The organism is Pseudomonas sp. CFBP13509 (genome assembly GCF_005233485.1).
GTDB lineage: Bacteria > Pseudomonadota > Gammaproteobacteria > Pseudomonadales > Pseudomonadaceae > Aquipseudomonas > Aquipseudomonas marginalis.
Genome location: NZ_QGAA01000007.1, coordinates 195082 through 219978, shown reverse-complemented (window position 1 = coordinate 219978; position 24897 = coordinate 195082). Strand labels below are relative to the sequence as shown.

General features: G+C 61.7%; 24 protein-coding genes. 4 read left to right on the top strand and 20 right to left on the bottom strand.

Annotated features, from left to right (window positions below):
* Positions 1 to 123 precede the first annotated feature (123 nt).
* From PspCFBP13509_RS14115 to PspCFBP13509_RS14025, 15 genes are all read right to left on the bottom strand, one after another.
* Positions 124 to 1206, bottom strand: coding sequence for a protein-glutamate methylesterase/protein-glutamine glutaminase (locus PspCFBP13509_RS14115; protein ID WP_137212193.1), 1083 nt, complete (start codon positions 1204 to 1206; stop codon positions 124 to 126).
* Positions 1169 to 1699 carry a chemoreceptor glutamine deamidase CheD gene (gene cheD / locus PspCFBP13509_RS14110; RefSeq protein WP_065924565.1) on the bottom strand — a complete coding sequence of 177 codons (531 nt, stop codon included), beginning with the start codon at positions 1697 to 1699 and terminating at the stop codon, positions 1169 to 1171. The genes PspCFBP13509_RS14115 and cheD overlap by 38 nt, the downstream gene beginning before the upstream one ends.
* Positions 1696 to 2505 (bottom strand): CheR family methyltransferase, encoded by an 810-nt coding sequence (locus PspCFBP13509_RS14105; RefSeq protein WP_092488757.1) that lies wholly within the window; start codon positions 2503 to 2505, stop codon positions 1696 to 1698. The genes cheD and PspCFBP13509_RS14105 overlap by 4 nt, the downstream gene beginning before the upstream one ends.
* A gap of 9 nt (positions 2506 to 2514) precedes the next feature.
* Positions 2515 to 3054, bottom strand: coding sequence for a chemotaxis protein CheW (locus PspCFBP13509_RS14100; protein WP_027607290.1), 540 nt, complete (start codon positions 3052 to 3054; stop codon positions 2515 to 2517).
* Between the two features lie 36 nt (positions 3055 to 3090).
* Complete coding sequence (locus PspCFBP13509_RS14095; RefSeq protein ID WP_137212192.1) at positions 3091 to 4749, bottom strand: methyl-accepting chemotaxis protein; 1659 nt, start codon at positions 4747 to 4749, stop codon at positions 3091 to 3093.
* Positions 4750 to 4778: 29 nt separating this feature from the next.
* A complete protein-coding gene (locus PspCFBP13509_RS14090; protein WP_137212191.1) occupies positions 4779 to 6815 on the bottom strand; it encodes a chemotaxis protein CheA in 2037 nt (678 codons plus the stop codon).
* A 41-nt stretch (positions 6816 to 6856) separates the two neighbouring features.
* Entirely contained in the window at positions 6857 to 7144 is a 288-nt protein-coding gene (locus tag PspCFBP13509_RS14085; protein WP_137212190.1) for an STAS domain-containing protein, read from the bottom strand.
* A 22-nt stretch (positions 7145 to 7166) separates the two neighbouring features.
* Positions 7167 to 7535 (bottom strand): response regulator, encoded by a 369-nt coding sequence (locus tag PspCFBP13509_RS14080; protein ID WP_137212189.1) that lies wholly within the window; start codon positions 7533 to 7535, stop codon positions 7167 to 7169.
* Positions 7536 to 7544: 9 nt separating this feature from the next.
* Positions 7545 to 8456, bottom strand: a complete 912-nt coding sequence (locus PspCFBP13509_RS14075) for a methyl-accepting chemotaxis protein (RefSeq protein ID WP_370671246.1) — start codon at positions 8454 to 8456, stop codon at positions 7545 to 7547.
* Between the two features lie 1537 nt (positions 8457 to 9993).
* Positions 9994 to 11736, bottom strand: a complete 1743-nt coding sequence (locus PspCFBP13509_RS14050; protein ID WP_065927121.1) for an ABC transporter substrate-binding protein — start codon at positions 11734 to 11736, stop codon at positions 9994 to 9996.
* A 162-nt stretch (positions 11737 to 11898) separates the two neighbouring features.
* Entirely contained in the window at positions 11899 to 12171 is a 273-nt protein-coding gene (locus PspCFBP13509_RS14045; RefSeq protein ID WP_027607297.1) for a DUF2160 domain-containing protein, read from the bottom strand.
* Between the two features lie 10 nt (positions 12172 to 12181).
* Positions 12182 to 12982 (bottom strand): carbohydrate ABC transporter permease, encoded by an 801-nt coding sequence (locus PspCFBP13509_RS14040; RefSeq protein ID WP_003174634.1) that lies wholly within the window; start codon positions 12980 to 12982, stop codon positions 12182 to 12184.
* Between the two features lie 10 nt (positions 12983 to 12992).
* Positions 12993 to 13859, bottom strand: coding sequence for a carbohydrate ABC transporter permease (locus tag PspCFBP13509_RS14035; protein ID WP_025858174.1), 867 nt, complete (start codon positions 13857 to 13859; stop codon positions 12993 to 12995).
* Entirely contained in the window at positions 13856 to 14953 is a 1098-nt protein-coding gene (locus PspCFBP13509_RS14030) for an ABC transporter ATP-binding protein (RefSeq protein WP_065927119.1), read from the bottom strand. The genes PspCFBP13509_RS14035 and PspCFBP13509_RS14030 overlap by 4 nt, the downstream gene beginning before the upstream one ends.
* Entirely contained in the window at positions 14953 to 16047 is a 1095-nt protein-coding gene (locus PspCFBP13509_RS14025) for an ABC transporter ATP-binding protein (protein ID WP_027607299.1), read from the bottom strand. The genes PspCFBP13509_RS14030 and PspCFBP13509_RS14025 overlap by 1 nt, the downstream gene beginning before the upstream one ends.
* A 262-nt stretch (positions 16048 to 16309) precedes the next feature.
* Here PspCFBP13509_RS14025 and PspCFBP13509_RS14020 point away from each other — a divergent pair, with 262 nt between their 5' ends.
* The gene (locus PspCFBP13509_RS14020) at positions 16310 to 18127 is read left to right on the top strand and encodes a sigma-54-dependent Fis family transcriptional regulator (RefSeq protein ID WP_137212186.1); all 1818 of its coding nucleotides are present in this window, start codon (positions 16310 to 16312) and stop codon (positions 18125 to 18127) included.
* Here PspCFBP13509_RS14020 and PspCFBP13509_RS14015 read toward each other — a convergent pair.
* The 3 genes from PspCFBP13509_RS14015 to PspCFBP13509_RS14005 form a co-directional block, all read right to left on the bottom strand.
* Entirely contained in the window at positions 18124 to 19056 is a 933-nt protein-coding gene (locus tag PspCFBP13509_RS14015) for a FecR family protein (protein ID WP_137212185.1), read from the bottom strand. The two genes, PspCFBP13509_RS14020 and PspCFBP13509_RS14015, sit on opposite strands and share 4 nt — an antisense overlap.
* A complete protein-coding gene (locus PspCFBP13509_RS14010) occupies positions 19053 to 19595 on the bottom strand; it encodes a sigma-70 family RNA polymerase sigma factor (RefSeq protein WP_137212184.1) in 543 nt (180 codons plus the stop codon). Before PspCFBP13509_RS14010 ends, PspCFBP13509_RS14015 begins: the two co-directional genes overlap by 4 nt.
* Before the next feature lie 121 nt (positions 19596 to 19716).
* Positions 19717 to 21834, bottom strand: a complete 2118-nt coding sequence (locus PspCFBP13509_RS14005; protein WP_074847108.1) for a TonB-dependent receptor family protein — start codon at positions 21832 to 21834, stop codon at positions 19717 to 19719.
* Between the two features lie 240 nt (positions 21835 to 22074).
* Here PspCFBP13509_RS14005 and PspCFBP13509_RS31505 point away from each other — a divergent pair, with 240 nt between their 5' ends.
* The 3 genes from PspCFBP13509_RS31505 to PspCFBP13509_RS31500 all read left to right on the top strand — a co-directional run bounded on the left by PspCFBP13509_RS31505 (position 22075) and on the right by PspCFBP13509_RS31500 (position 23435).
* Positions 22075 to 22233, top strand: a complete 159-nt coding sequence (locus PspCFBP13509_RS31505) for a hypothetical protein (RefSeq protein WP_162844266.1) — start codon at positions 22075 to 22077, stop codon at positions 22231 to 22233.
* Between the two features lie 4 nt (positions 22234 to 22237).
* Positions 22238 to 22864 (top strand): helix-turn-helix domain-containing protein, encoded by a 627-nt coding sequence (locus tag PspCFBP13509_RS14000; RefSeq protein ID WP_065927114.1) that lies wholly within the window; start codon positions 22238 to 22240, stop codon positions 22862 to 22864.
* Positions 22865 to 22928: 64 nt separating this feature from the next.
* Positions 22929 to 23435: a hypothetical protein gene (locus PspCFBP13509_RS31500; protein ID WP_174562737.1), complete on the top strand. Its 507-nt coding sequence runs from the start codon at positions 22929 to 22931 to the stop codon at positions 23433 to 23435.
* Positions 23436 to 23688: 253 nt separating this feature from the next.
* On the opposite strand, the gene PspCFBP13509_RS13990 is transcribed toward PspCFBP13509_RS31500, so the two are convergent.
* Together PspCFBP13509_RS13990 and PspCFBP13509_RS13985 are read right to left on the bottom strand one after the other, a co-directional pair.
* Positions 23689 to 23958 carry a hypothetical protein gene (locus PspCFBP13509_RS13990; protein ID WP_065927112.1) on the bottom strand — a complete coding sequence of 90 codons (270 nt, stop codon included), beginning with the start codon at positions 23956 to 23958 and terminating at the stop codon, positions 23689 to 23691.
* A 124-nt stretch (positions 23959 to 24082) separates the two neighbouring features.
* Positions 24083 to 24832, bottom strand: a complete 750-nt coding sequence (locus PspCFBP13509_RS13985) for a hypothetical protein (protein WP_137212183.1) — start codon at positions 24830 to 24832, stop codon at positions 24083 to 24085.
* Positions 24833 to 24897: the final 65 nt, after the last annotated feature.

Here is a 24897-nt window from a genome sequence, read left to right as displayed (position 1 = left end):
CGTCTAAAATGCAGAGCCTGCGGGCATGGGGAAAATTCAATCGGGGTTGTGCGGCTGCGGATCAGTGGTCGTCAGTAGCCCACGCCGCGGATTCTGGCGCAGCGCAAAAGCCGGCGCGCGACGTCACTTATACAAGATCGCCTGATGGATATCCTCCAGCGCCATGATGCGCTGGGCGGCATTCAGCTTGATGGCCTCCTTGGGCATGCCGAACACCACGCAACTGGCCTCGTCCTGGGCCACCGTGGCGGCGCCGGCCTCGAGCATCTCCTTGAGCCCGCGCGCGCCGTCGTCGCCCATGCCGGTCATGATGATGCCGGTGGCGTTCCTGCCGGCGAACTTGGCCACCGAGCGAAACAGCACATCCACGGATGGCCGGTGCCGGTTGACCAAGGGCCCATCAATGACCTGGGCGTGATAATAGGCGCCGCTGCGAGTCACCATCAGGTGCTTGCCACCCGGCGCGATCAGGGCCAGGCCCGGCAGGATGCGGTCGTTGTTGCGCGCTTCGCGCACCTCGATCTCGCATACGCTGTTGAGGCGCTCGGCAAACGAGGCGGTGAACTTTTCCGGCATGTGCTGCACGATCACCATGCCTGGGCACACCCTCGGCAGTGCCGCCAGAACCGCCTCCAACGCTTGGGTACCGCCGGTGGACGTGCCGATGGCGACGATACGCTCGGTGGTCTGTGCCATGGCATGGCCATTGGCGGCAGGCAGGATCGCATCCGCACTGAGCTTGCTGGCCGGGGCCAGTGCTGGCGCCGGGCTGGCGCTGCGCTTGCCCAGGTTCCTGACGTTGGAATTTGCTGCGGCGCGGATCGCGGCCACCAGTTCGGCCGCCGACTCGATCAGGAAATTCTTCAACCCGGTAGTGGGCTTGGTGATGATTTCCACCGCGCCCGCCGACAGCGCCTGCAGGGAGGTTTCCGCGCCTTTCTGGGTCAGCGAGGAACAGATCACCACCGGCGTCGGCCGTTCGCTCATGATTTTCTTGAGAAAGGTGATGCCGTCCATGCGCGGCATTTCCACGTCCAGCACGATCACATCCGGCCATTCCCGGGCGAGTTTGTCCATGGCGAAAATCGGGTCGGAGGCGGCGCCCATGACATGGATATCCGGCGTATCGCTGAGAATCGCCAGCAGTACCTGGCGCACCACGGCCGAATCATCGACGAGCAGCACACTGATTTTTTTGGTAGGCATCTTGTTGAATTGTTCCCATTGGTTGGTGCCGGACCCAGACGTTGCCGTTCCACAGGTCGAACATGATCGTGCGGTAACCGGTACTGCCCATGTCCTGGGCCGTCAGGTGCAGGTGATAGCGCTCGGCCAGGGCCAGTGCCGCGCGAATATTCAGGCTGGCCACGTCCTGCGTCGGCAGGCGGCACAGCTGGGGAAACATCTTGCCGCCGCCGAACAATTTGACCTGGTAATCCTGTGCATGCGTGCCATTGATCTCGGCGTGGCGCAGCAGCAGCTCCAGGGCTTCGTCGGCATATCGGCCGTCCAGGGGCTGACGGTCGCGCACGCGCCCCGGCAGCATGAAGTGACACATGCCGCCAATCAGCCGTTGCGGGTGCCAAAAGGTGATCGCCACGCAAGAGCCGAGCAAGGTGCGCAGGCGCGTCGGCCGCGTCGCAAAGCTGACCTGGCCAGGCGCCAACACCACTTCGGCCGTACCGACGGGCTTTTTCATGGCTTGCGGTAAATCGACGGAGCCACCAGTTTCAAGGTGTCATTGACACCGTGGAGGCTCTCCGAGTGACTGATGATCAGGTAACCGCCCGGCTTGAGCAGCGGCAACAGGCGCGCGACCACCTGGCTCTTGGTCTGCTGGTCGAAATAAATCATCACGTTGCGCAGGAAAATCACCTCGAACTCACCCAGGGCCGGCAGCGCTTCGTTAAGGTTGACCTGGACAAAATTGACGCGACTACGCAAGGCCTTGTCGATCAGCAAGGTGCCCTCCTGGCGACCAATGCCCTTGAGGCAGTACTTGGCCAGCAGCGGTTGGGGCAATGTCTCGGTGCGTTCCAGGGAGTAATGGCCGGTGCGCGCCTTGGCCAGCACTTGGGAGCTGATGTCCGAGCCGACCACTTCCCAGGGCGTGCTGCCGAGGCTTTCGGCCAGGGTCATCGCCAGACTGTAGGGTTCTTCACCGGAGGAGCTGGCCGCGCTCCACACGCGAAACACCTTGCCCGGCGCGGCCCGGGGCAGCACGTGCTGACGCAGGAAGTCGAAGTGCTTGGGCTCGCGAAAAAAATAGGTTTCGTTGGTGGTCAGCAAATCCAGCGCAACCTGCAGTTCGCCCTTGCGCTGGTCATTCATGATCAGCTTGAAATACTCACCATAGCTGTGCAGCTCATAGTGCTTGAGGCGCTTGAACAGGCGCCCGGCCACCAGGGCTTTCTTGGTCGGCGACAGGTTGATGCCGGCCGCGCGGTACAACCAGGTCTGGAACTGACCGAATTCATGGTCATCGATGGACACGGTGTCTGGCATGGTCGGGTCTCAACGCGGGTCGAGGTCGAGGGCCGGCGCCTGGCCGGCCTCGGCGAGGCTGGACATCTCATCGATGGACAGCACCTTGTCCACCTCCAGCACGATCACGAACTTGCCGTCGACCTTGGCCATGCCGCTGATGAAATCGGCGCGAATTCGTGCGCCGAAGTTGGGTGGCGGCTCGATCTGCGTCGCCGGAATCTCCCGCACCGCAGACACCGTATCGACCAGCAGCCCGATGTCCTGGGCCTGGCCATCTTCGGTACTCGCCTCGATGATGATCACGCAGGAGCGCCGGGTGATCGCCGAGTTGGCCCGGCCAAAGCGCGCCGACAGGTCGACCACCGGCACCACCGCGCCGCGCAGGTTGATCACCCCGCGTACGAACGCGGGCATCATCGGCACCACGGTCAGGCTGCCGTATTCGATAATTTCCTTGATCCCCAGAATGCCGATGGCGAACATTTCACCGCCGAGCATGAAGGTCAGATACTGCGCATCCTCATCGACCGCTGCTGCGGTCTGCCGAGTCGTCATTGCTGCACCCATGTCACTCTCCCTAGTAGGCCCGTATTGATCATGGGATCAGAAGCGGGTGAAATCCGCTTCGTCCGGGGCACTGGCCATGGTGTAGGCGAACGCCTTGCGCTGCGCCGGTGGTTTCGGCTGTGGCGCCTGACGGTTGGGCTTGCTGCCCGGGCTGTCCACGCTGTTGCTTTGAACTGCGGCCTTGGGCGCTGAATCCAGCACGAAAAAGCTCATGGCCTGTTGCAGTTGCTCGGCCTGGCTGCTCATTTCTTCCGCCGTGGCCGCCAGTTCCTCGCTGCTCGAGGCATTTTGCTGGGTTACCTGGTTGAGCTGGGTCATCGCAGTGTTGATCTGCGCGACACCGGCGGCCTGTTCCTCGGACGCGGCGCTGATTTCCTGCACAAGGTCGGACGTCTTGTTGATGGAGGGCACCATTTCGTCGAGCAACTTGCCGGCCTTCTCGGCCATGTCCACGCTGCTGGAGGACAGTTCACCGATTTCCTGGGCGGCAACCTGGCTGCGTTCGGCCAACTTGCGCACTTCGGCGGCCACCACGGCAAACCCCTTGCCGTGCTCGCCGGCCCGAGCGGCCTCGATGGCGGCGTTGAGCGCGAGCAGATTGGTCTGGTAGGCGATGTCATCGATGATGCTGATGCGCTGGGCGATTTTCTTCATCGCCACCACGGTCTGCTGTACCGATTCGCCGCCCTCGGTGGCTTCCTTGGCGGCCTTGCTGGCCATGCCATCGGTGACCTTGGCGTTTTCGGTGTTCTGGTTGATGCTGGCACTCATCTGCTCGACCGACGCACTGGTTTCCTCGACGCTGGCGGCCTGCTCACTGGTGGCCTGGCTCATCGATTGCGCGGTGGCGCTGACCTCCTCGGAGGCGCTGGCCAGGTTGTCGGCGGCGTTACGCACTTCGCCGATGATATGCGCCAGCTTGCCGACCATGTTGCGCATGGCGTTGAGCACCATGCCGGTTTCATCCTTCCCGCCCGGCTCGATGTGCGCGTTGAGGTTGCCTTCGGCCAATTGCTCGGCGGCGCTCGCGGCCTGGCGCAACGGGCGGGAAATGATCCGCGCGATGAACATCGCCAGGCCCAGGCCGATCAACAGGGCGGCGACCAGTACCGCGATGATCGACACGCGTGAGCTTTCGTACAGCGCCGAGCCCTTGTCGCCCGCGACAGTCGCGCCGGCGTCATTGAGCTCGACCATTTTCTGCAGACGGGCCGTCACCTCATCGAAATGCCCCTTGGATTCTCCCCTGAGCAAACCGCGCGCCTGGGCTTCCTGGTTCTGGCGAGAAAACTCAAGCACCTGCTTGCTGCTTGCAAGGTAGGCGTCCCAAGCGCTTTTCACGCTGGCCAGGAGTTGCCGATCTTCATCGTTCGACAGCAATTGCTCGTAGGTGCCCATGCGGGTTTCGAACTGTTGGCGCGCGTCGGCGGCTTCGCGTTCGGCCTGGGCCTTTTCCTCGGCAATCTCGGTGCCGATGTGGCGGTTCTCTTTCAAGCGATAGTTGGCGGCAAAAAAGCGCATGCCTGCCGCGGCACGCATGGAGGGCATCCAGTTGCCCTTGATGTCCTGGGCGGCCTGGTTGACGGCACCGAGCTGGAGGATGGCGAAGCCGCCCATGGCCCCAGTGAGCGCCAGGACCACCAGGAATGAACAGATCAACTTGGTGGAAATCTTAAGATCGTAGAACCATTTCATCGGGGAACCTCCATGGAATTGCAAATGCGTCAGCGAGCGACGGCCGGTGGCGACTGAGGCGCCTGGGCCGTGCGGGCTTCCAGTTGTACGATTTGGTTGAGCAGTACCGGTACATCCAGGATCAGGGCCACCGCGCCGCTGCCCAATATGGTCGAGCCGCTGATGCCACGCAGTGCACCGAACAACTTGCCCAGGGGTTTGATCACGGTCTGGAACTCGCCGAGCAGGTCATCCACCACCAGCCCGGCCTTATGCTCGGCGTAACGCACCACCACCACATTCTGGCGTCGGGTCGCGGGGCCTTCGTGGCTGAAGTGGTCGCGCAGGTGCACCAACGGCAACACCTCGCCACGCAGGTCCAGATAACCCGTGTCGCGACTGGACTGGCGCTGCTGTTCATCCAGCTCGATACACTCCTGGACCATGTCCAGGGGAATCACGTAGGTGGATTGGTCGATGCCGACCAGGAACCCATTGATGATCGCCAGGGTCAGCGGCAAGCGAATGCGCACCACGGTGCCCTGGCCGGGACGGCTGTCGAGGTCGACGGTGCCGCGCAACAAGGTGATATTGCGCTTGACCACGTCCATGCCGACACCGCGCCCGGACAGGTTGGTCACCGCCTCGGCGGTGGAGAACCCCGCCTCGAAGATCAGGTTGTAGATCTCCTGGTCGGTGAGCACCGCACCGCTGGCCACCAGCCCGCGTTCCAGGGCCTTTTGCAGGATGCGTTCGCGGTTGAGGCCGGCGCCGTCGTCGGCGATCTCAATGACGATGCTCCCCGAGTCGTGGTAGGCATTGAGGCTCAGATGCCCCTTGGCCGACTTGCCGGCCGCACGCCGCGCATCGGCGCTTTCAATGCCGTGGTCCATGGCGTTGCGCAACAGGTGCATCAGCGGGTCGCCGATCTTCTCGACCACGGTCTTGTCCAGTTCGGTTTCCGCGCCGCTGATGCTCAGTTCGATGTCCTTGCCCAGTTCCTGGCTGATATCGCGCACCACGCGGCGGAAGCGGTTGAATGTGTCGCCGATGGGGATCATGCGCAAATGCAGGGCGCCATCGAGGATCTCTTCCACCAGCCCCGAGACTGTCGAGGAGGCCTCGTGCAACGGGTCGTTGTTACAGGACCGGGCCAGCAGGCTCGCGCCGGCGCTGGCGATGACCAGTTCGCCAACCAGATTGATCAACTCGTCGAGCTTGTCAGCGTTGACGCGCACGTAATTGCCGTCGCGGGTTTTCGCCTCGCTGGCTGCCGGACGCTGGGGGGCGGCGGTCACAAGGCCCGGCTCGACCGGCGTGACCAACTCGCCAGCAATGGCCGCTGTGCTGTCGGGCGCTTCGTCGACGGCACTGATGTGCACTTCACAGTCGTCACGCACAAAGTCGAACACTTCGTTGAGGGTGGCGTGGCTGGCCATCGAGCGCAGGTCGATCTCGAAACCCAGGTAGCAGCTTTCCGGGTCCCAGCTGTCCATGGGCGGGATGCTGTCGGTCAGGGTGGCGACCTGTATCAACTGCCCCAAGGTCTCGAGGTAGCGCAGAAATGACAGCGGGTCCATGCCATTACGGAACACATCCGTGCCGAAGCGCAGGGAAATATGCCAAAGCACTTCGACCGCCGCGTCGTCGGCCACCTCAACGGTTTCGACGCTGGCAACGGCGGTTCGCATCGGCTGATAGGCACTCAGCGCCTCGCGCAATGCCTCGCCGCGCTCCAGAGCGGCAGGCGTCGGCACCTCACCGCGGTTGGCGACCACTTCGACCAGTTCGAGCATGTGGTCGCCGCACTTGAGCAGCAGCGCGATCAAGGCAGCGTCCACCGCCACACTGCCTTCGCGCAGGCGGTCAAGCACATCTTCGACGATATGCGTGAACCCCACGATCGACGCCAGGCCGAAAAGGCCCGCCGAACCCTTGATGGTGTGCGCGGCGCGGAAAATCGCGCCGATGGCATCCTGGTCGCCGGGCTCGCTTTCCAATTGCAGCAGGGATTGCTCCATGGCCTGCAACAGCTCGCGCGCCTCAACGATGAATGTCTGTTGTGCCTGATCGAGATTGATGCTCACCGTGACTTTCCTTGTCGATCAAAAAACCTGGGAAGCGCTGGCTATGAGGCCGCGCTGCGACACAGTTGGAGCGCCTGCGTGACCGCCTGGCTCTGGCCGGTCACGCTCAAGGCTATGCCGGCATTACCGGCCTCACGCCGGATGACCGCGAGCAACTGCAAGCCGGCGCCATCCATTTCCGTGACCTGCGACAGGTCCAGTTCCAGGCGTGGCGCTGCGCCCATCTGCGGCAGCAGCGCCGCCGCCAGTTCCGCTACGGTGTAGATCGTAAGCTCGCCGTCAATGCGCACGTGGGCCGTGTCGTCGAGTGTTTCAGTGGTTATCGGCATGGGAGCCTCCCTGGCGCCAGGATCAAGGCAGGATCAGTTTAGACACGGCTGCCAACATCTGCGCAGGCTGGAACGGCTTGACCACCCAGGCCTTGGCGCCGGCGGCCTGGCCCTCGGCCTTTTTCGACTCCTGGGACTCGGTGGTGAGCATGATGATCGGGGTGAACTTGTAGTTAGCCAGCTTCTTGACCTCCTTGACGAAGGTGATGCCGTCCATGTTGGGCATGTTCACGTCGCTGATGATCAGGTGCACTTTCTGCCCGGTCAGCTTGGCCAGGGCATCCTTGCCGTCGCTGGCCTCGATGACGTCGTAACCGGCGCTTTTCAAGGCTATGCCGACCACTTGCCGCACGCTGCTGGAGTCGTCGACCACTAATACATTCTTCGCCATGATGTGCTCCTAAAAGAAGGTGATGTCTTGAGAATTCTGCTGGACGGCCGCCTCTCCATGGTGCAGGCGCCGTTGCTCGTCGGTGGCATAGGTGGCTTCCATGCGCGCCAGCCATTGGCGGGCGTCGACGGCCACCGGCTGGTCCGGGGCCTGGCTGGCCTGCAGGAGGTGCTCATGCAGGGCGTGCATGTTGTCGCGCACGTGGCTGAGGATCTGGCTGACCCGGTCCTGGAATTGCAGGTTGACCAGCACTTCGGTCATCTCATCCCGGATGCCGTAGCTTTCCTGCTTGAGCAGGTCGGCGGATTCGGCCAGGCGCCCGGTGATGTTCTGGAAGCGCTCGAGCACCACTTGAATACTGTTTTCGGACTCGGCCACCGAATGGCTGTCCTGGTCGGCACTGCTGGACGCGGCCTGGACCAATTGCGTAATGGCGTTGTTGATGATGTCGACCTTGGCCGACATCTGCTGGCCGGTTTCACTGGATTTGCTCGACAGGCTGCGCACCGCGTCGGCCACCACCGCAAAACCGCGCCCGGCCTCACCGGCACGCGCCGCCTCGATGGCGGCGTTGAGGGCCAGCAGGTTGGTTTGCGCGGCAATCGCCGCCACATCGGCGGCCATGGTCCGCAGTTCGCCGGTATAGGCGGTCAGGCTGCGGACCTGGGCCAGGGTCTGGTCACGGCTGGTTTGGGTGGCCTTGAGCGAATTGATCACCTGGCTCAGCTCGCTGTCACTGCGTGCCAGCACCTCAAGCGCGCCGTCGGCGGCCTGCCCGTCCAGTTCACCGGCCGCGTGCTGCGAGGCTTGTACCGTCTCCTGCAATCGTGCGGCGATCCCGGTGAAACGGTTGGCCAGGCTCACGATCGCTTCTTCGGTCTGATGGCGCGAGCTTTCCACCTGCTTGGCCCAGATGGGCATGGCGCCCAGCAATACCTCATCGAGCTGTGCACGAGAGGCCATGCCGTCGTGCACCGCGTGCGCATCTGACTGTTCCGCCAGTGCAAGCGCTTGCAGCATCGCGTTGCGCTGCGAACTCGCGCTCCAGGCACAGGCACCGAGGCCGATCAGCACCAGTACCGTGCAGGCCAGCAGATTGGCCGACGAGGTTGATTGCACGAGTATCCACAACACGGCGGGCACGACCGGGATCAAAGCGAACCAGCGAAAACGTGGATAAACGGGAAGAGGCAGGCGGCTGGATTGGCGCTGGGGCATGAGTTCGATCCTTGAACGTTGTTGCGGATGTAAGTGACATAGTTGTTATCTGCGCTGTAACTTGCAACTTGAGGTGACTTAGGTGCCTTCCGTCTGGTTTATGAACCGTGGGTGACAGATCGGTCAGTTCTGGGTCCTTGTTCCTGAAGGATCAGCGGTGGTTTACCGAACAGGGGGTTGTCGCAAGCGCTGGCGAGCGAGTCTGTCTTTCAGGCTGAGAAATCTCTTTGTGGTGAGGGGGCTTGGTTCCGTGGCGGCCTCTGGGCCGACCATGTCGTTGGGTTTGACCGAGTACATATCCGTTGCTGCGGTAACGGCCACTTAGGGTTCCGCTCTTACAGCGGGTCACTTTTGGAAAGAGCCCAAAAGTAACCAAAAGGCTCTCGCCCCACCACTCGGTACCTCGCCTAGGCTCGGTATGCCCGAACGCAGGCTTGAATCCGTGGGCCGCCGTCATGGGCCATCCCTGGCCCAGGACGGCTAACCCGGCGTCCTGCCGGGTTACCCACGGATTCAAGCCTGCGTTCGGCCAGCGTGGTTAACGGGGCGACTGAGATCAAGATCAAAAGCCAGAGCCAGAGCCAGAGCCAGAGCCAGAGCCAGAGCCAGAGCCAGAGCCAGAGCCAGAGCCAGAGCCAGAGCCAGAGCCAGAGCCAGAGCCAGAGCAGATCAAAAGATTGCTGACTTCGTCAGCGGTTAAGGAAGTAGAAGCCACACCGCGTACGCTTCAAAGATCAGGTCGGCTTTAAGGCCGCCTCGCTTTGGCTTTTGATCTAAAATCGCCCCGTCAAACACGCTGGCCGAACGCAGGCTTTGGAGCGTGGGTAACCCGGCAGGACGCCGGGTTAGCCGCGCTGGGCCAGGGATGGCCCATCGCGGCGGCCCACGCTCCAAAGCCGGAGTGAGGGCACACCGAGCCTAGGCGAGGTGCCGAGTGTTGGGGCGAAGACCTTTTGGTTACTTTTGGGTCTTTCCAAAAGTGACCCGCTGTAAGAGCGGAACCATAGGCAGCCGTGACCGCAGCAACGGATATGTACTCGGTCAACTCCAAATACATGGTCGGCCCGAAGGCCGCCACGGAAGCAAGCTCCCTCGCCACAGACCACTGAAAATTGTGTAGACACCCATACTCAGGATTGCCTGACCACCGCGCGTCATCGGTCACAGAGCTGCGCCTTCATGTTTGCACCAAAACAAAACGGCACCTGGGTGCCGTCTTGTGGTTCACGCCCGGGCACGTTTACTTACGCGCGGCCTCCCACTGCTTGAGCAGGTCGCCGTAGGCCACGGTCTCGCCTTTCGGTTTCTCGTTGGCCAGTTTCGGTTTCGGCGCGCCCGGCTGGTCGAACCAGTATTGCGCGTCACGCTCAGGGTTCATTTTCGGGCCGCACACCGGTTGCACCTTGGAGCGCTCCAGGCGCGTCATGATCGCGTCCTGCTCCTTGGCCAGGTTGTCGAGGGCCTGTTGCGGGGTTTTCTCGCCGCTGGCGGCGGCGGCGATGTTGCTCCACCACAGTTGCGCCAGACGTGGGTAGTCCGGCACGTTGGTGCCGGTCGGGGTCCACTCGACCCGCGCCGGGCTGCGGTAGAACTCCACCAGGCCACCGAGTTTCGGCGCCATGTCGGTCATGGCCTGGGAGTTGATATCGGACTCACGAATCGGCGTCAGGCCGACGATGGTTTTCTTCAGGGACACGGTTTTCGAGGTGACGAACTGCGCGTAGAGCCAGGCCGCGAGTTTCTGTTTCTCCGGGGTGGACTTGAGGAAGGTCCAGGAACCCACGTCCTGGTACCCCTTCTTCATGCCTTTTTCCCAATACGGTCCGACCGGCGACGGCGCCATGCGCCATTTCGGCGTGCCGTCGGCGTTCACCACCGGCAGGCCCGGCTTGGTCATGTCGGCTGTAAACGCGGTGTACCAGAATATCTGCTGGGCGATGTTGCCCTGGGACGGCACCGGGCCGGATTCGGAGAAGGTCATGCCCGCCGCTTCCGGGGGGGCGTAGGCTTTCATCCAGTCCACGTATTTCTGCGTGGCGAACACCGCCGCCGGGCCGTTGGTGTCGCCGCCACGGGTGACGCTGGAGCCCACCGGGTGGCAGTCCTCCACGCGGATGCCCCACTCGTCCACCGGCAAGCCGTTGGGCAGGCCCTTGTCGCCGCCACCGGCCATGGAGAACCAGGCATCGGTGAAGCGCCAGCCCAGGGACGGGTCTTTCTTGCCGTAGTCCATGTGCCCATAGATGCGCTTGCCGTCGATTTCCTTGACGTCTTCACTGAAGAATTTGGCGATGTCTTCATAGGCCGACCAATTCACCGGCACGCCGAGGTCATAGCCGTATTTTTCCTTGAACTTGGCTTTCAGTTCGGGACGCTCGAACCAGTCGGCGCGGAACCAGTAGAGGTTGGCAAACTGCTGGTCGGGCAGCTGGTAGATCTTGCCGTCCGGCGCGGTGGTGAAGGAGATGCCGATAAAGTCCTTGATATCCAGGGTTGGCGAGGTAAAGGCCTTGCCTTCGTTGGCCATCAGGTCGGTGATGGATTCGGTCTTGCCATAGCGAAAGTGCGTACCGATCAAGTCGGAATCGTTGACCCAGCCGTCATAGATATTCTTGTCGGACTGCATCTGGGTTTGCAGTTTCTCCACCACGTCGCCTTCCTGCAGCAGGTCGTGAGTCAGCTTGATGCCGGTGATTTCGCTGAAGGCCTTGGCCAGCACCTTGGATTCGTACTCGTGGGTGGTGAGGGTTTCCGACACCACGTTGATCTTCATCCCACGGAACGGTTCCGAGGCTTTGATAAACCACTTCAACTCCTCCAACTGCTGGTCGGCCGTGAGGGTCGACGGCTTGAACTCGCTGCCGATCCATTTCTTCGCCGCATCTTCATACGCATCAGCCCAGGCCGAAGCGCTCAAACCGCTGAGGGCCAGTACGGCGGCCAATGAAATGCTATGTCGCAGCTTATTGTTTTTATTCAACATAGAGACCTCCTGGTTAATTTCAAAAAGGACTACAAACGCCACAACCCTCTGTAGGAGCGAGCTTGCTCGCGAAAAACCCGAGGACACCGCGTACATCCAGAATGCCCGCGTTATCGTTGGCGATTTTCGCGAGCAAGCTCGCTCCTACAAGGTGTCGGGGCACTAGCCCCAACGCATCACACTCAACAGCCATACCAGGGAGAGCGCGGACGCTACCCAGATGCTCCAGTCGGTAACGCCGATCACCAGCAAATGCAGGTAGGCGCTGCCGAGAAGACCGATAAACAAGCGATCACCACGGGTGGTGCTGATCGGCAGGACGCCGCGCCGCGGAATGCTCGGCGAGCGCAGCTCCCAGGTGGTCATGCCCGCCAGAATCAGGGCAATGCCGCCAAAGAACAGTGCAGTGGGGGTGGTCCAGGCCATCCATTCCATCATCGACTCCTCAGACCCGGCCCAGGGCAAAGCCCTTGGCCACATGGTTGCGAACAAACCAGATCACCAGCATGCCGGGCAGGATGGTCAACACCCCCGCCGCTGCCAGCACCCCCCAATCGATACCCGACGCCGACACCGTGCGGGTCATCACCGCGGCGATGGGCTTGGCGTTGACCGAGGTCAGGGTGCGCGCCAGCAGCAACTCGACCCAGGAAAACATGAAGCAGAAAAACGCGGTCACACCGATGCCGGAGCCGATCAACGGGATAAAAATCTTCACGAAGAACTTGGGAAAACTATAGCCGTCGATGTAGGCGGTTTCGTCGATTTCCTTGGGCACCCCCGACATGAAGCCCTCCAGGATCCACACCGCCAGCGGTACGTTGAACAGGCAGTGGGCCAAGGCCACGGCGATGTGCGTGTCGAACAGGCCGATGGACGAATACAGCTGGAAAAACGGCAGCAGGAACACCGCGGGTGGCGCCATGCGGTTGGTCAGCAGCCAGAAGAACAGGTGCTTGTCACCCAGGAAGCGGTAGCGCGAGAAGGCATAGGCTGCCGGCAACGCCACGCTCAGGGAAATCACCGTGTTCAGGCTCACGTAGTACAGCGAGTTGAGGTAACCGGTGTACCAGCTGGGGTCGGTGAAGATCACCTTGTAGTTGGCCAGGGTGAAATCCTGCGGAAACAGGGTCAGCCCGCCGAGGATTTCGGTGTTGCTCTTGAAGGACATGTTCAGCAGCCAGTAGATCGGCACCAGCAGGAACAGGATGTAGATCAGCAGCGGAATAACCTTGCGCTTGCTCATGTTGGCGGCCTCAGCGGTTGGCGTCGGAGTGGGTCATGGCGGTGTAGAACAGCCAGGACACCAACAGGATGATCAGGAAGTACACCAGGGAAAACGCCGCCGCCGGGCCCAGGTCGAATTGGCCTACGGCCATCTGGGTCAGCGTCTGACTGAGGAACGTCGTGGCATTCCCCGGCCCGCCCCCCGTGAGGACGAAGGGCTCGGTGTAGATCATGAAGCTGTCCATGAAGCGCAGCATCACCGCGATCAGCAGTACGCTTTTCATCTTCGGCAACTGGATATGCCGGAACACCGCCCACGCCGAAGCCCGATCGATACGTGCGGCCTGGTAGTACACATCCGGGATCGCTCGCAGCCCGGAATAACACAGCAGCGCCACCAGTGAAGTCCAGTGCCACACATCCATCACCAGCACGGTGACCCAGGCGTCCATGGTGTTGGCCGCATAGTTGTAGCTGATGCCCAGGGCGTTGAGGCTGTAGCCCAACAGGCCGATATCGGCGCGGCCGAAGATCTGCCAGATGGTGCCCACCACGTTCCACGGAATCAGCAACGGAATGGCCAGGATGATCAGCACCAGCGACGACCAGCGGCCCTTGGTCGGCATGGTCAGGGCGATGGCGATACCCAGGGGGATTTCGATCAGCAGCACGCAAGCCGAATAGATGAACTGGCGCAGCAGCGAGTCATGCAGGCGTGGGTCGAGCAGCACCTGCTTGTACCAGTCGGCGCCGACGAAGTAGCGGCTGGACTGGTCGAAGATGTCCTGCACCGAATAGTTGACCACCGTCATCATCGGGATCACCGCACTGAACGCCACCAGCAGGAACACCGGCAACACCAGCCACCAGGCCTTGTTGTTCTGCACCTTGTTCATGGCTGCACCTCCAGCAGGTAGTCGTCGGCATACACCATCAGCCACTGCGCGGGAAAGCTGATGGACGCCCTGCCCTCGGGCACCGGTTTGTCTTCGGCCAGGCGCACCTTGAGGGTGGCGCCGTCAAGGTTGAGGGTCATGATCTTGTAGGTGCCGAGGTCTTCGAGGTGAGTGACATCGGCCTGCAGGGCGTCAGGGTTGTACTCGTCCCACACGTGAATGAATTCCGGGCGGATCCCCACCTGCAGCGTCTTGTAGTCGCTGCCGGCAATGCGTTGCTGCAAGGCCTCGGATAACGGCAGAAGCGTACCGGCAAAGCGCACACCGCCGGCCTCGGCCTGCACTTCGATCAGATTCATCCCAGGGCTACCGATGAAATAGCCGACAAAGGTGTGGCTGGGCCGTTCGAACAACTCACGGGGCGTGCCGAACTGCACGATCTGCCCGCCGTACATCACCGCGATCTTGTCGGCGAAAGTCGAGGCCTCAAGCTGGTCATGGGTGACGTAGACCATGGTGATATTGAACTGCTCATGGATCTGCTTGAGCTTGCGCCGCAGCTTCCACTTCAGGTGCGGGTCGATCACCGTCAGCGGTTCGTCAAAGAGGATGGCCGACACGTCATCCCGCACCAGGCCACGGCCCATGGAGACTTTCTGTTTTTCGTCGGCGGTGAGGTTGCGGGCTTTTTTGCTCAGCAGGTTTTGCAGGTCGAGGACTTCGGCAATTTCCTGCACCTTGCTGTGAATTTTCGCCTCGGCCATGCCTTGGTTTCGCAGGGGAAAGGCCAGGTTATCGAACACGGTCATGGTGTCGTACACCACCGGGAACTGGAACACCTGGGCGATGTTGCGTTTTTCCGGGGTGAGGTCATTGACCACTTTGCTATCGAACAGCACCTGCCCTTCGGACGGGCTCAGCAGGCCGGAGATGATATTGAGCAACGTCGACTTGCCGCAGCCCGACGGCCCGAGCAAGGCGTAGGCACCGCCCTGCTCCCACACGTGGTTCATTGCCCGGATGGCGTAGTCCTCAGGGCCGCTCGGCGTGGGACTGTAGCTGTGCGCCAGGTTCTGCAAATGGATCTCGGCCATCAGGCAACCCTCGCGACGCGGCGCCCGGGGGCCTGGACCAAACGGCCCTGGCCATCGAACACAAACAGTTTATGGGTGGGGATGTACACGCGGATCGGCGCGTCGACGTCGTACTCATGCACCCCCGGCAGGTGCAGCACCAGCAGGAAATGCTCGCTGCGCACATGCAGGAAGGTTTCCGAACCGCTGATCTCGGCGACTTCCACGGTCACCGCCAGTTCGAGGTCGTCGTCGTTGCTCGGCACCAGGCTGATATGGCTGGGGCGCACACCAAAGCGGAATTCGCCTTCGCCGATGGGACGCAGGTCAACGTTCAGCGGGAAGTGCACGAAATTGGCGAAGCTCACCTCGTTACCGCTGATACGCCCCGGCATCAGGTTGATCGGCGGCTCGGAAAACAGCTCGGCGGCCAACACGGTCTGCGGTTGGTGATACACCTCGGCAGCCTTGCCGCTCTGGATCACCCGGCCCTCGTGAAGAATGGTGGTGGTGCCGCCCAGGGCCAGGGCCTCGTTGGGCTCGGTGGTGGCGTAGATGGCAATGGTATGCCGCGCCTTGAACAGCTCGCGCATTTCCTGACGCAGCTCTTCGCGCAGTTTGTAGTCCAGGTTCACCAGTGGCTCGTCGAACAGGATCAGTTCGGCGTCTTTCACCAACGCGCGGGCCATGGCCGTGCGTTGCTGCTGGCCACCGGACAGCTCCAGCGGGTGACGTTGCAGGAACTTCTCGATGCGCAGCATCCGCGCGGTTTCCAGCACCTTGCTCTGGATCAGCTCGTTGGACACACCGGCCTGGCGCAACGGCGAGGCGATGTTTTCGAACACGGTCATGGTCGGGTAGTTGATGAACTGCTGATACACCATCGACACGTTGCGCAGGCGCACCGGTTTGTGGGTGACATCCACGCCGTTCATCAGGATGCGCCCGCTGTCGGGCTTGTCCAGGCCCGCCATCAGGCGCATCAGGCTGGTCTTGCCGGACAGGGTGCGACCAAGCAAGACGTTGAAGGAGCCGGCTTCGAAGCGCAGGTTGGCGTCGTCGATCCAGGTTTGGCCTTCGACGACGCGGGAGACATGTTCCAGGGTCAATGACATGACACGACCTTTTTATTATTGGAATGAATCTGGCCAGTCGTCAGAGCGAGTTTCATGCCAAAAACGGCAGGTGCTTGATCCGCAAGGAAATGGGTGAAACGGGATGTTCAGGAGCGAACAGAAATGAACAGGTCTGGCTGAACAACTGAACAATCCGGGGGTTGACAATGAACAGTTATGAACAACACTCTTTGAACCCGATTGACGTGGTTGCATCCGTTGATTGTGCAAGACCCCAAAACAATAAAAAGAAGGTCGCCCCATGGCCGAACCCCTGGCTCACGACACCCTTATCCAGGAATCCTGGCGCCGTTGCCGCGCCTTCGGCCTGGACCACCAGAGCACGCCCAGCTTCGATCAACTGCCCGCCGAGGGCATCAGCCAATTGCTGGAAAGCCAGCATTCCCTGGTGCAGACCACGCACCAGGAAGTCCTGCCCTACTACGAAAACATCCTGAGCAATTCCAACTGCCTGATCATGCTGGCCGACAACCAAGGCCAGGTGCTGACCAGTTGGGGCACCCAGCGCTTTATCGAGCCCAAGCTGGCCCGGGGGTTCAGCGCCGGCGCCAGCTGGATGGAGCGTTCCAGCGGCACCAATGCCATCGGCACCGCACTGGCCTGTGCCCAGGCGGTGCATATCGAACATGACGAACACTTCCTCAAGGCCAACCGCTTCATGACCGGCTCGGCAGCACCGATCTTCGATGCCCAGCGCGAAATCATCGCGGTGCTGGATGTCTCCAGTGACAGCTACCTGCCGCCCTCCCACACCCTGGGCATGGTCAAGATGATGAGCCAGACCGTGGAGAATCGGCTGATCCTCAACCTGTTTCGCGGTGAGCATTTCCAACTGACCTTCAACACCGGCCTGAGCAACCTCGACAGCCAATGGGCGGGCCTGCTGATCTTTGACGAGAGCGGCCAGGTGCTCTCGGCCAACCGCCGGGCCGACAACCTGTTGGGCATCAGCCTGTCGCGGGTGATGATCGACAGTTTGTTCAAGGTGTCGCTGCTGGAGTTGCTCAATCAACCGGAGGGCCTGCCCTTTTCGTTGCAGGCGGCGGGACGCAATCGCTTCCAGTGCCTGCTGAAGCGACCGAAGCAGATGCCGGTGCAGGCCCGCGTGTTCAGCGAACCCGTTGCGCCAAAGCCCGCCGCGATTGGTTTGAAGACCCTGCACTTTGGCGATGTGCGCGTGGAAAAAGCCGTGCGCCAGGCCGAGCGCCTGCTGGAGAAGGACATCCCGCTGCTGATCCACGGCGAAACCGGCGTGGGCAAGGAAGTCTTCGTCAAGGCCCTGCACCAGGCCAGTTCCCGCAGCCAGCAGGCGTTTATCGCGGTGAACTGTGCGGCGATTCCCGCCGAGCTGGTGGAATCGGAACTGTTCGGCTACGAAAAAGGCGCGTTCACCGGCGCCAACCAGAAAGGCAGCATTGGCCTGATCCGCAAGGCCGACAAGGGCACGCTGTTCCTCGATGAAATCGGCGATATGCCGCTGCCGACGCAAGCGCGCCTGTTGCGGGTATTGCAGGAGCGTTGTGTGCAGCCGGTGGGCAGCAGCGAGTTGTTCCCGGTGGATTTGCGCATCATCTCGGCCACTAACCGGGCCTTGCGCGAGCAGGTCCAGGCCGGGCGCTTTCGCGAGGACTTGTACTACCGCATCGGCGGCCTGACCCTTGAATTGCCACCGTTACGCGAGCGCAGCGACAAGCGTGCGCTGTTCCAGCAACTGTGGCAGCAACACCGGGAGCCAGGCCAGTGGGCCGGGCTCAGCGCCGAGGTGCTGGCACTGTTCGAACAGCACCCGTGGCCCGGCAACCTGCGCCAGGTGAGCAGCGTGCTGCAGGTGGCGCTGGCGATGGCCGAGGAACAGCCGATCCGCCCGGAGCATCTGCCGGACGATTTTTTTGTCGATTTGAACGTGACGGCGCCACTGCCCGCCAGTGAACACCTGGATGCCCGCATCGACCTGACCCAGCGCTTGAAGGCCGCTGGCGGGAATATTTCCCACCTGGCGCGGGAGCTGGGGGTGAGCCGCAACACCCTGTACAAGCGCCTGCGCCAGAACGAACGCTAGCGCGGCTTGACCACCACCAGCAGGTCGGTGAAGTACTCCACCTGGATCGGCAGGTTATCCGCCAGGGTCGACAGCGCCGCCGCCGTGTCATCCAGCTTGAACACCCCCGTCACCCGCAGGTTCTGCAAGGCCTGGGGGTCGAAGCGCAGCAGGCCGTGGCGGTAGCTGGCCAGGGTTTGCAGCACTTCGCTCAGGGGTTGGTCGTTGACCTTGAGCAGGCCACGGGTCCAGGCGTCCGGGTCGGTGTCGTCGGTGGCCTGGGGCGATTGGGCGCGACCATGGTCGAGGATCGAACGCTGGCCGGCAGTGACCTTGACCCCTTCGCTGCGGTCCCCTTTGACTGCCACGGTGGACTCGATCACCGTTACCACGGTCGTGCCGTCTGGCGCGCGCTTGACCAAATAACGCGTGCCCAGTGCCGTCGCCGTGCCTTGGTCGGTACGCACCACGAAGGGCCGCGTCGCATCCTTGGCCACGTCGACCCAGAGCTCGCCTTGCAGCAGTTCGATCACCCGTTGGTGGCCGTCGAATTTCACGTCCACCGCCGAGTTGCTGTTGAGTTGCAACTGGCTGCCGTCTTCAAGGACGATCTGGCGCCGCTCGCCCACGTCGGTGCGCTGGTCGGCCATCCACACCGGCAGGTGCGTAAGGCCCAGCCAGCCGCAGAGTAATACGCCGAGCACGCCCATCGCCTGGGCACCGCGCGCGCGACGCGGGGCAAATGCGCGGTTCAGGGCCACGCGTGCGGGTTGTGCAGGCAAGGCGTCGAGGCTTCCCCACAGCGCGCGCATGCGGTCGATGGCGACGGCGTGACGAGGGTCGGCCTGGCACCAGGCGTTGAAGGCCTGACGCTCGGCGTCGCTGACCTCTTCGTCGTGCAGGCGGGTCAGCCAATTCGCCGCTTGCTGGATGATCTGTTCGGAATTCATGCCAGCGGGTCTGCCGCGTGCAGGCTGTGGTAGCAGTGCACCAGGGCGCTGGAGATGTAGTTTTTGACAGTGCTGGCGGACACCTCCAGGCGCGTGGCGATTTCGCTGTAGGTCAACCCGTCCAAGCGACTCAACAGGAAGGCTTCGCGGGCCTTGGCGGGCAAGCCGGCAAGCATTTCGGCGATGCGTTCCAGGGCTTGCAGGGCGATATGGATCGCGGCCGGGTCGGGCATGCCGGCGTCCTCGCTCTGGATCACCAGGGCTTCCATGTAGGCTTTTTCAATGCGTCGACGCCGGGCGCCATCGATCAGCAAACGCCCCGCCGTGGTGGCCAGGAAGGCCCGGGGTTCCTGGATATTTTGCGGCTCGGCCAGCATCAGCACGCGGATGAAGGCATCGTGGGCCAGGTCGGCGGCGTGCTGGGAACACCCCAGTTTTCGGCGCAGCCAGCCATGCAACCAGCCGTGGTGCTCGCGGTACATCGCCGTAAGGGTCTGCTGACGCACTGAATCGCCCAGCGCGGCCGGAATGTCATGCATGCGCAAAAGAGTCTCAAATGGGAAGAGTTACCAATTGCGCAAACAATGCCAGTAAAACGGTGTAGGAGCAAGGCCCTCCCCGTCGCAGCCCGCTCGCCACAGGGGGCTGGATAGCTGCGGCTTAGCGCCAGCTCCATGAGACACCGGTGTAGATCCCGCGTCCGTCCGCCGGGGTGGAGCGTGCGACATCCAGGCCCTTGTCGTCGTAGCCCGGCGTGACGGTGTTGGCGTAGCGGCGGTTGGTGAGGTTGCGCAGGTCGACCCAGGCTTGCCAGTCCTGCTTGGGTGCGTCGTAGCCGAAGGTCGCGCCCAGAAGGGTGTAGGACGCGGCGTAATAGGAATTGGCGTAATCCACCGCCACCCGCGAGGAATGCTCGGTATTGAGGCTGGTGTAGAAGCCCGTCGGGTGGCCGTAGCGCAGTTGCGCCTGATAGTAGTGCTGGGGGATGCCCGGCAAGCGGTTGCCGCCGAAACGGTCGTCGTCGCGGTAGTGGAAGTCGCTGAAGGTATAGGCCTGGCGCAGGTCGAGCTTACCGCTGCGGCCGCCGTCCCACAGCGGGCTGAGCAGGCCCAGCTCCACGCCCTGATGCACGGTGGGGCTGGCATTGGATTCGGCGACGATGGCATTGCTGGTCGAGGTCTGGGCCTGGGTTTCCACGGTGAGCAGTTCGTGGCGCACTTCGGAGCGGTACAGCGCCAGGTCCCACTGGCCGAGCCATGCTTCGCCACGGCCACCGATTTCCAGGGTGGTGGCAGTCTGGTTTTTCAGGCTGACGCCTTCGCGCTGTAATCCAGTGGCCGGGCCGCTGCCCGCTGGAAAGTATTTGTTGGAACCCCAGATCATCGACCACGCATGCGGCGGCTCGACCGAGCGGCTCAGGTTGCCGTACACCTGCAACTGCGGGGTGAAGTCATAGCGCAGGCCGATGCGCGGTGCGTAGTCCCAGTCATGCTGGCTGAGCGGCGCCTGGCCTTCGGGATAGGTGACCTGGGTTTCACGGCGGGTGTAGATCGCGGCCAGGCCGGTGGTCAGCCACAGGTCCTGGACCAGCTCCAGGTCATTGCCGATATGCAGCACGGTGTCTGACCCCAGGTAGCTGTAGTCGCGGGTCTTGGTGCCTGGGGCATAGGTTGCGGTGTTGCCGGCCGGCGTGCGCACGTATTCCGATGTGCCGTTGTTGGGCATCGCCTGGGTGGTGCGCAGGCCGAGGGTGGTTTTGCTGTCGTGGCCGAACAGCGTGTCCTGGCGGATGTAATTCAAGGTGCTGCTGATATCGGTGTAGGCCACCTTGAGACGGTTGGTGCCTTCGCGCAGGTCCATCGGGTAATCGTGATAGGCCAGCCCGACTTCCAGGCGCGAATTGTCGTCCAACTGCAAGGTGGTCTTGTTGGCGATCCAGGTGGAACCCGGCTGCAGGCGCTTGGAATCGCGGGCAGCGTTGAGACTGTTGGCGGCACGCGGGTCGTGGCTGATCTGGGCGCGGGTGAGTTTGCCGGGGGTGTCGTTGGTGGTTTCGCGGTAGCGGAAATAGAAGCGGGTTTCCAGGTCCGGGTTGAAGCGGTAGCCGAAGTTGGCGGCCATGCCCTTGCCGGTGGCGGCGCTCTGGCGCTGGTAGCCGTCGGATTCCGAGTCGGTGAGGCTGATGTAGTAGTCGGCATCCCCCAGCACCTGGCCCGAACTGATCTCGCGCTGGGCATAGCCACGGCTGCCGGCTTCATAGCGCACTTGCAGCTTGGGCGCATCGTAGCCGGTATGGGTCACGTAGTTGACCGCGCCCCCCAGAGCCAACGCGCCTTGATCAAAACCGTTGGCGCCACGCAGCACCTCGACGCGGCTTTGCCACAGCGGGTCCTTGAGTTCATAAGGGGTGCCGCCGGGGCCGGTCAGCGGCAAGCCATCGAACATTTCGTACAGCCCTGAAGCATGGGCGCCTGGGCTGCGGTTCAGGCCCGAACCACGAATGGACAGCTTCACCCCTTCATTGTTTGCCGCCTTGGCATACACCCCAGGCTGGTACTTGAACACGTCTTCATTGGTGCTCACCCGCCCCTGCTGCACGCTGCTCATGTCGATGTAATTGGTAGCACCGGGCACGCTCTTGAGCTGCGCCTGGGCGACTTCGCCGGCGCCGGCCTCGGGCGTGGTAACTTCGACCGGCGCCAATTGCAGGTCTTCGGCGTGCACCAGGGAGCTAAAGGTCAGGGCGGCGAACAGGAACGGAGGTGGGCGCAGCAGCATGGGCGGATCCTTGGAATTCGGGGGCGTGAAAGGCTGGGCCGTCACGCGAACAGTGATGGGAAGACAACGATGCCCGCCAAGTCACGCCTTAATAACGGACCAGACGCTTCCCACAACAGCGTCGGACCGGATTTATTTTTTAAGTCCAAAATCGAATTAATACATGCAAACTCAGTATTTAAAGAAATAACCAGTACGCATTACTGTGGAGCCATCGAGTCACCTACGAGATCGCCTCCCATGCCTGCATCCGCCACCGTCATCGACTTTACCCTCCACCGCAAACGCCGCCAGGCACGTGCTGCGGCCGAGTTGATGTGGGCGATGTACGCGGCGCGCGCAGGGTTGGCGGTGTTTACCACCCACGCCGCAACGCCCAGCGATACACGCCGGGCGTAGGCCAATGAATTTCCTGCATGTGATTCCCGAACCGCCCGAACCGCTGCCCAAGCCCAACACCGATGACGATGTGATCAGCCTGTGCGTTGCGCATAACCTGCAACGCCTGCGCAGCAAACGGCACTTGTCACTGGACGCCCTGGCACGCGCCTGCAGCGTGAGCCGGGCAATGCTGGCGCAGATCGAATCCGGGCGCAGCGTGCCGTCGATCAAGGTGTTGTGCAAAATTGCCAAGGGCTTGAAGGTGTCGGTGGCGGCATTCCTGGAAGACCGCGCGTTCGAAGGGGTGGAAGTGTTGCCGGCGCAGCAGAGCAAGCGCCTGGTGAGTGCCGATGGTGCGTTTATCAGCCGCGCATTGTTTCCCTACGATACGGCACGCCAGTCCGAGTTCTACGAGATTCGCCTGCGGGCACTCGGCGAGGAAGTCTCCCAAGGCCACGGCCCGGGCATCCAGGAAAACCTGGTGGTGGCCCAAGGCGTACTGGAAGTCAGCGTCAATGACGAGCGCTACCTGCTGTCCACCGGCGATTCAATCCTGTTCTACGCCGACCAGCCCCACCGCTACCGCAACCCGGCGGACAGCGAAGCCGTGGCGTTCCTGGTGATCACCTACCCCGAACGGCTGGATTAATCACGGCAAAAAAAACGCCCCGACTTATCGGGGCGTTTTTTCATCGCGCGGGACCTGTCAGCAGGTGCAGCACATCATCGGCATGCCGTTGCAGCTCATCATCATGGGCATGGCGCAGTCATTCATCATTTTGTTCATGAGCATGCAGCAGTTGTTCATCATGTCCATGCTCATGCCCGGCATCGGCATCATTTTGCACATCATGCCGTCAGCCATCATGGTGCATTCCATGACGCACTTCATCATCGGCATCGGCATGCCCATCATCGGCATCATGTTCATGCCGGTCATCATGGCCATGGCGTCGGCCGACATGCACATCATCGACAGGTTGGCGCACTGCATCATCATCGGCATGCCGCAGTTCATCATCATCGCCATCATTTCGGCATTGGTCTTGAACTGGGCCATGTCCATGCCGGCTGCCGGCTTCATGGTGCACATCATGGCGTCAGCGGCCATTTCGCATTTCATGGTTGCCATCATCATCGGCATGCCCATCATCGGCATCATTGGCATGGAGGTGTTCATCGGCATCTGCATTGCATTCATCATGTTCGAAACTCCGTAATCGACAGGAAATGGCTAGGTTCTGGCGCCGATTCTAGAGAGACCGGAGGGCTGCGCAAGACGCCGGCAGAGCAGCAGGAATGGGTGTTCCCAGGCACGCTTAGTCGAACAAGACAGCTGTATTTGGCGTGATAACAGTGATTAGGACGCTATTGCGTTACTTATATCCGTTACCTGGCGGATATGGACGTCATGGATATTCGATTGAGGAATCTCGTCCAATCTTAAGGAAATAAACGGTCTAACGGATGAGCCTAGCCATCGGGCTTTTCCAGCGACTGCATCAATTCATCGGCCTCCGACCCTGGTGGTAGCCTGAACCCATGCATTTCATCAGTGGCCAGAATTTCCCCCAGAGCAGCGAGCAACTGCGCCTCTGTCGGCGAGTCTCGCAGCAATTTATGCGCGGGCAGCAACAGCTCAGAGGGGACGCCGTGAACGCTCGCGGCGTCGATCACAGCGAAAAGGATAAAGCGCAGGCGTATTTCGCGGTCCGTCGGCCAAGCCGTTTTTCGCTTACCCAAGGTAGGGCCTCGTTTTTTCAGAAAAATCCGAGGCTATTGCGCACAGGGAGGTGTTTCAAGCATCGGAATGCAAGATAGGCCGCTTCCTACATCCAAAGGAGAAACAGCATACCGAACAACCCAATTACTGCACCGGCAGGAAATTCATCAACAACAGGCTTTGTGCATAGTTAAGGCCAATACGGCGGTAGCGTTCGTCGAGCATCTGGGTCAACAGGTCCAGACGCGCAACAATCTTGCCGAACTCGACGGCGAAACTCAGGTTGCTGCCCTCCTCCGAAATCTCGTTGGAAAACAGGAGCAGGACGCCATTTGCATCCTGGCGCTTGCTGAGCAACCAGGTGGCCTTCTCGATGTTGCGCGCGGCATTGCTGACGAACTGCGGGTTGATCGAGTCGGTAATGTAGAACTCGGTACGCCCACCGTGGGCGGTCACGATCATACTGCCGATGGCATAGATAAACGCCCCGACCCGATCGCCCTGAAACTCAGGGCTCAAGGAGTAGCTCAGCGCCGCCAGGTCGCGACGCTCCCCGAGGGCGGGTAATGAGCGGCGCTGCTCAATGGCCAGGCGGATCTCCCGCGCAGCGCTCACCGCATCCGGATAACCCGACTGGCGCCACTGGTTGGGGTTACGCAGGTAGAGCTTGTTCATGAGCAAATACAGGCTTTGCAAGTTGTCGCGCATGCCCAGGGTCGCCATGCGATCGACACTGGTCTGGAAGAATTCATCGGGTTTGCCATCGCTGAACTGCTTGGCGATATCCCGCCCCTGCTGCTGGGTGCAGCCACTGGCGCAGAGTATCAACACCACGGCCAGCCACAGGGGCCGAGGCACTAGTCGAGTCTTGAATAAAAGTAACGTGCGATCCATCGGCACCCGATCTGGTTCTTTTGCCCACGCGGGAAATCGGCAGGGCTGGGACAAAGATAGATTGG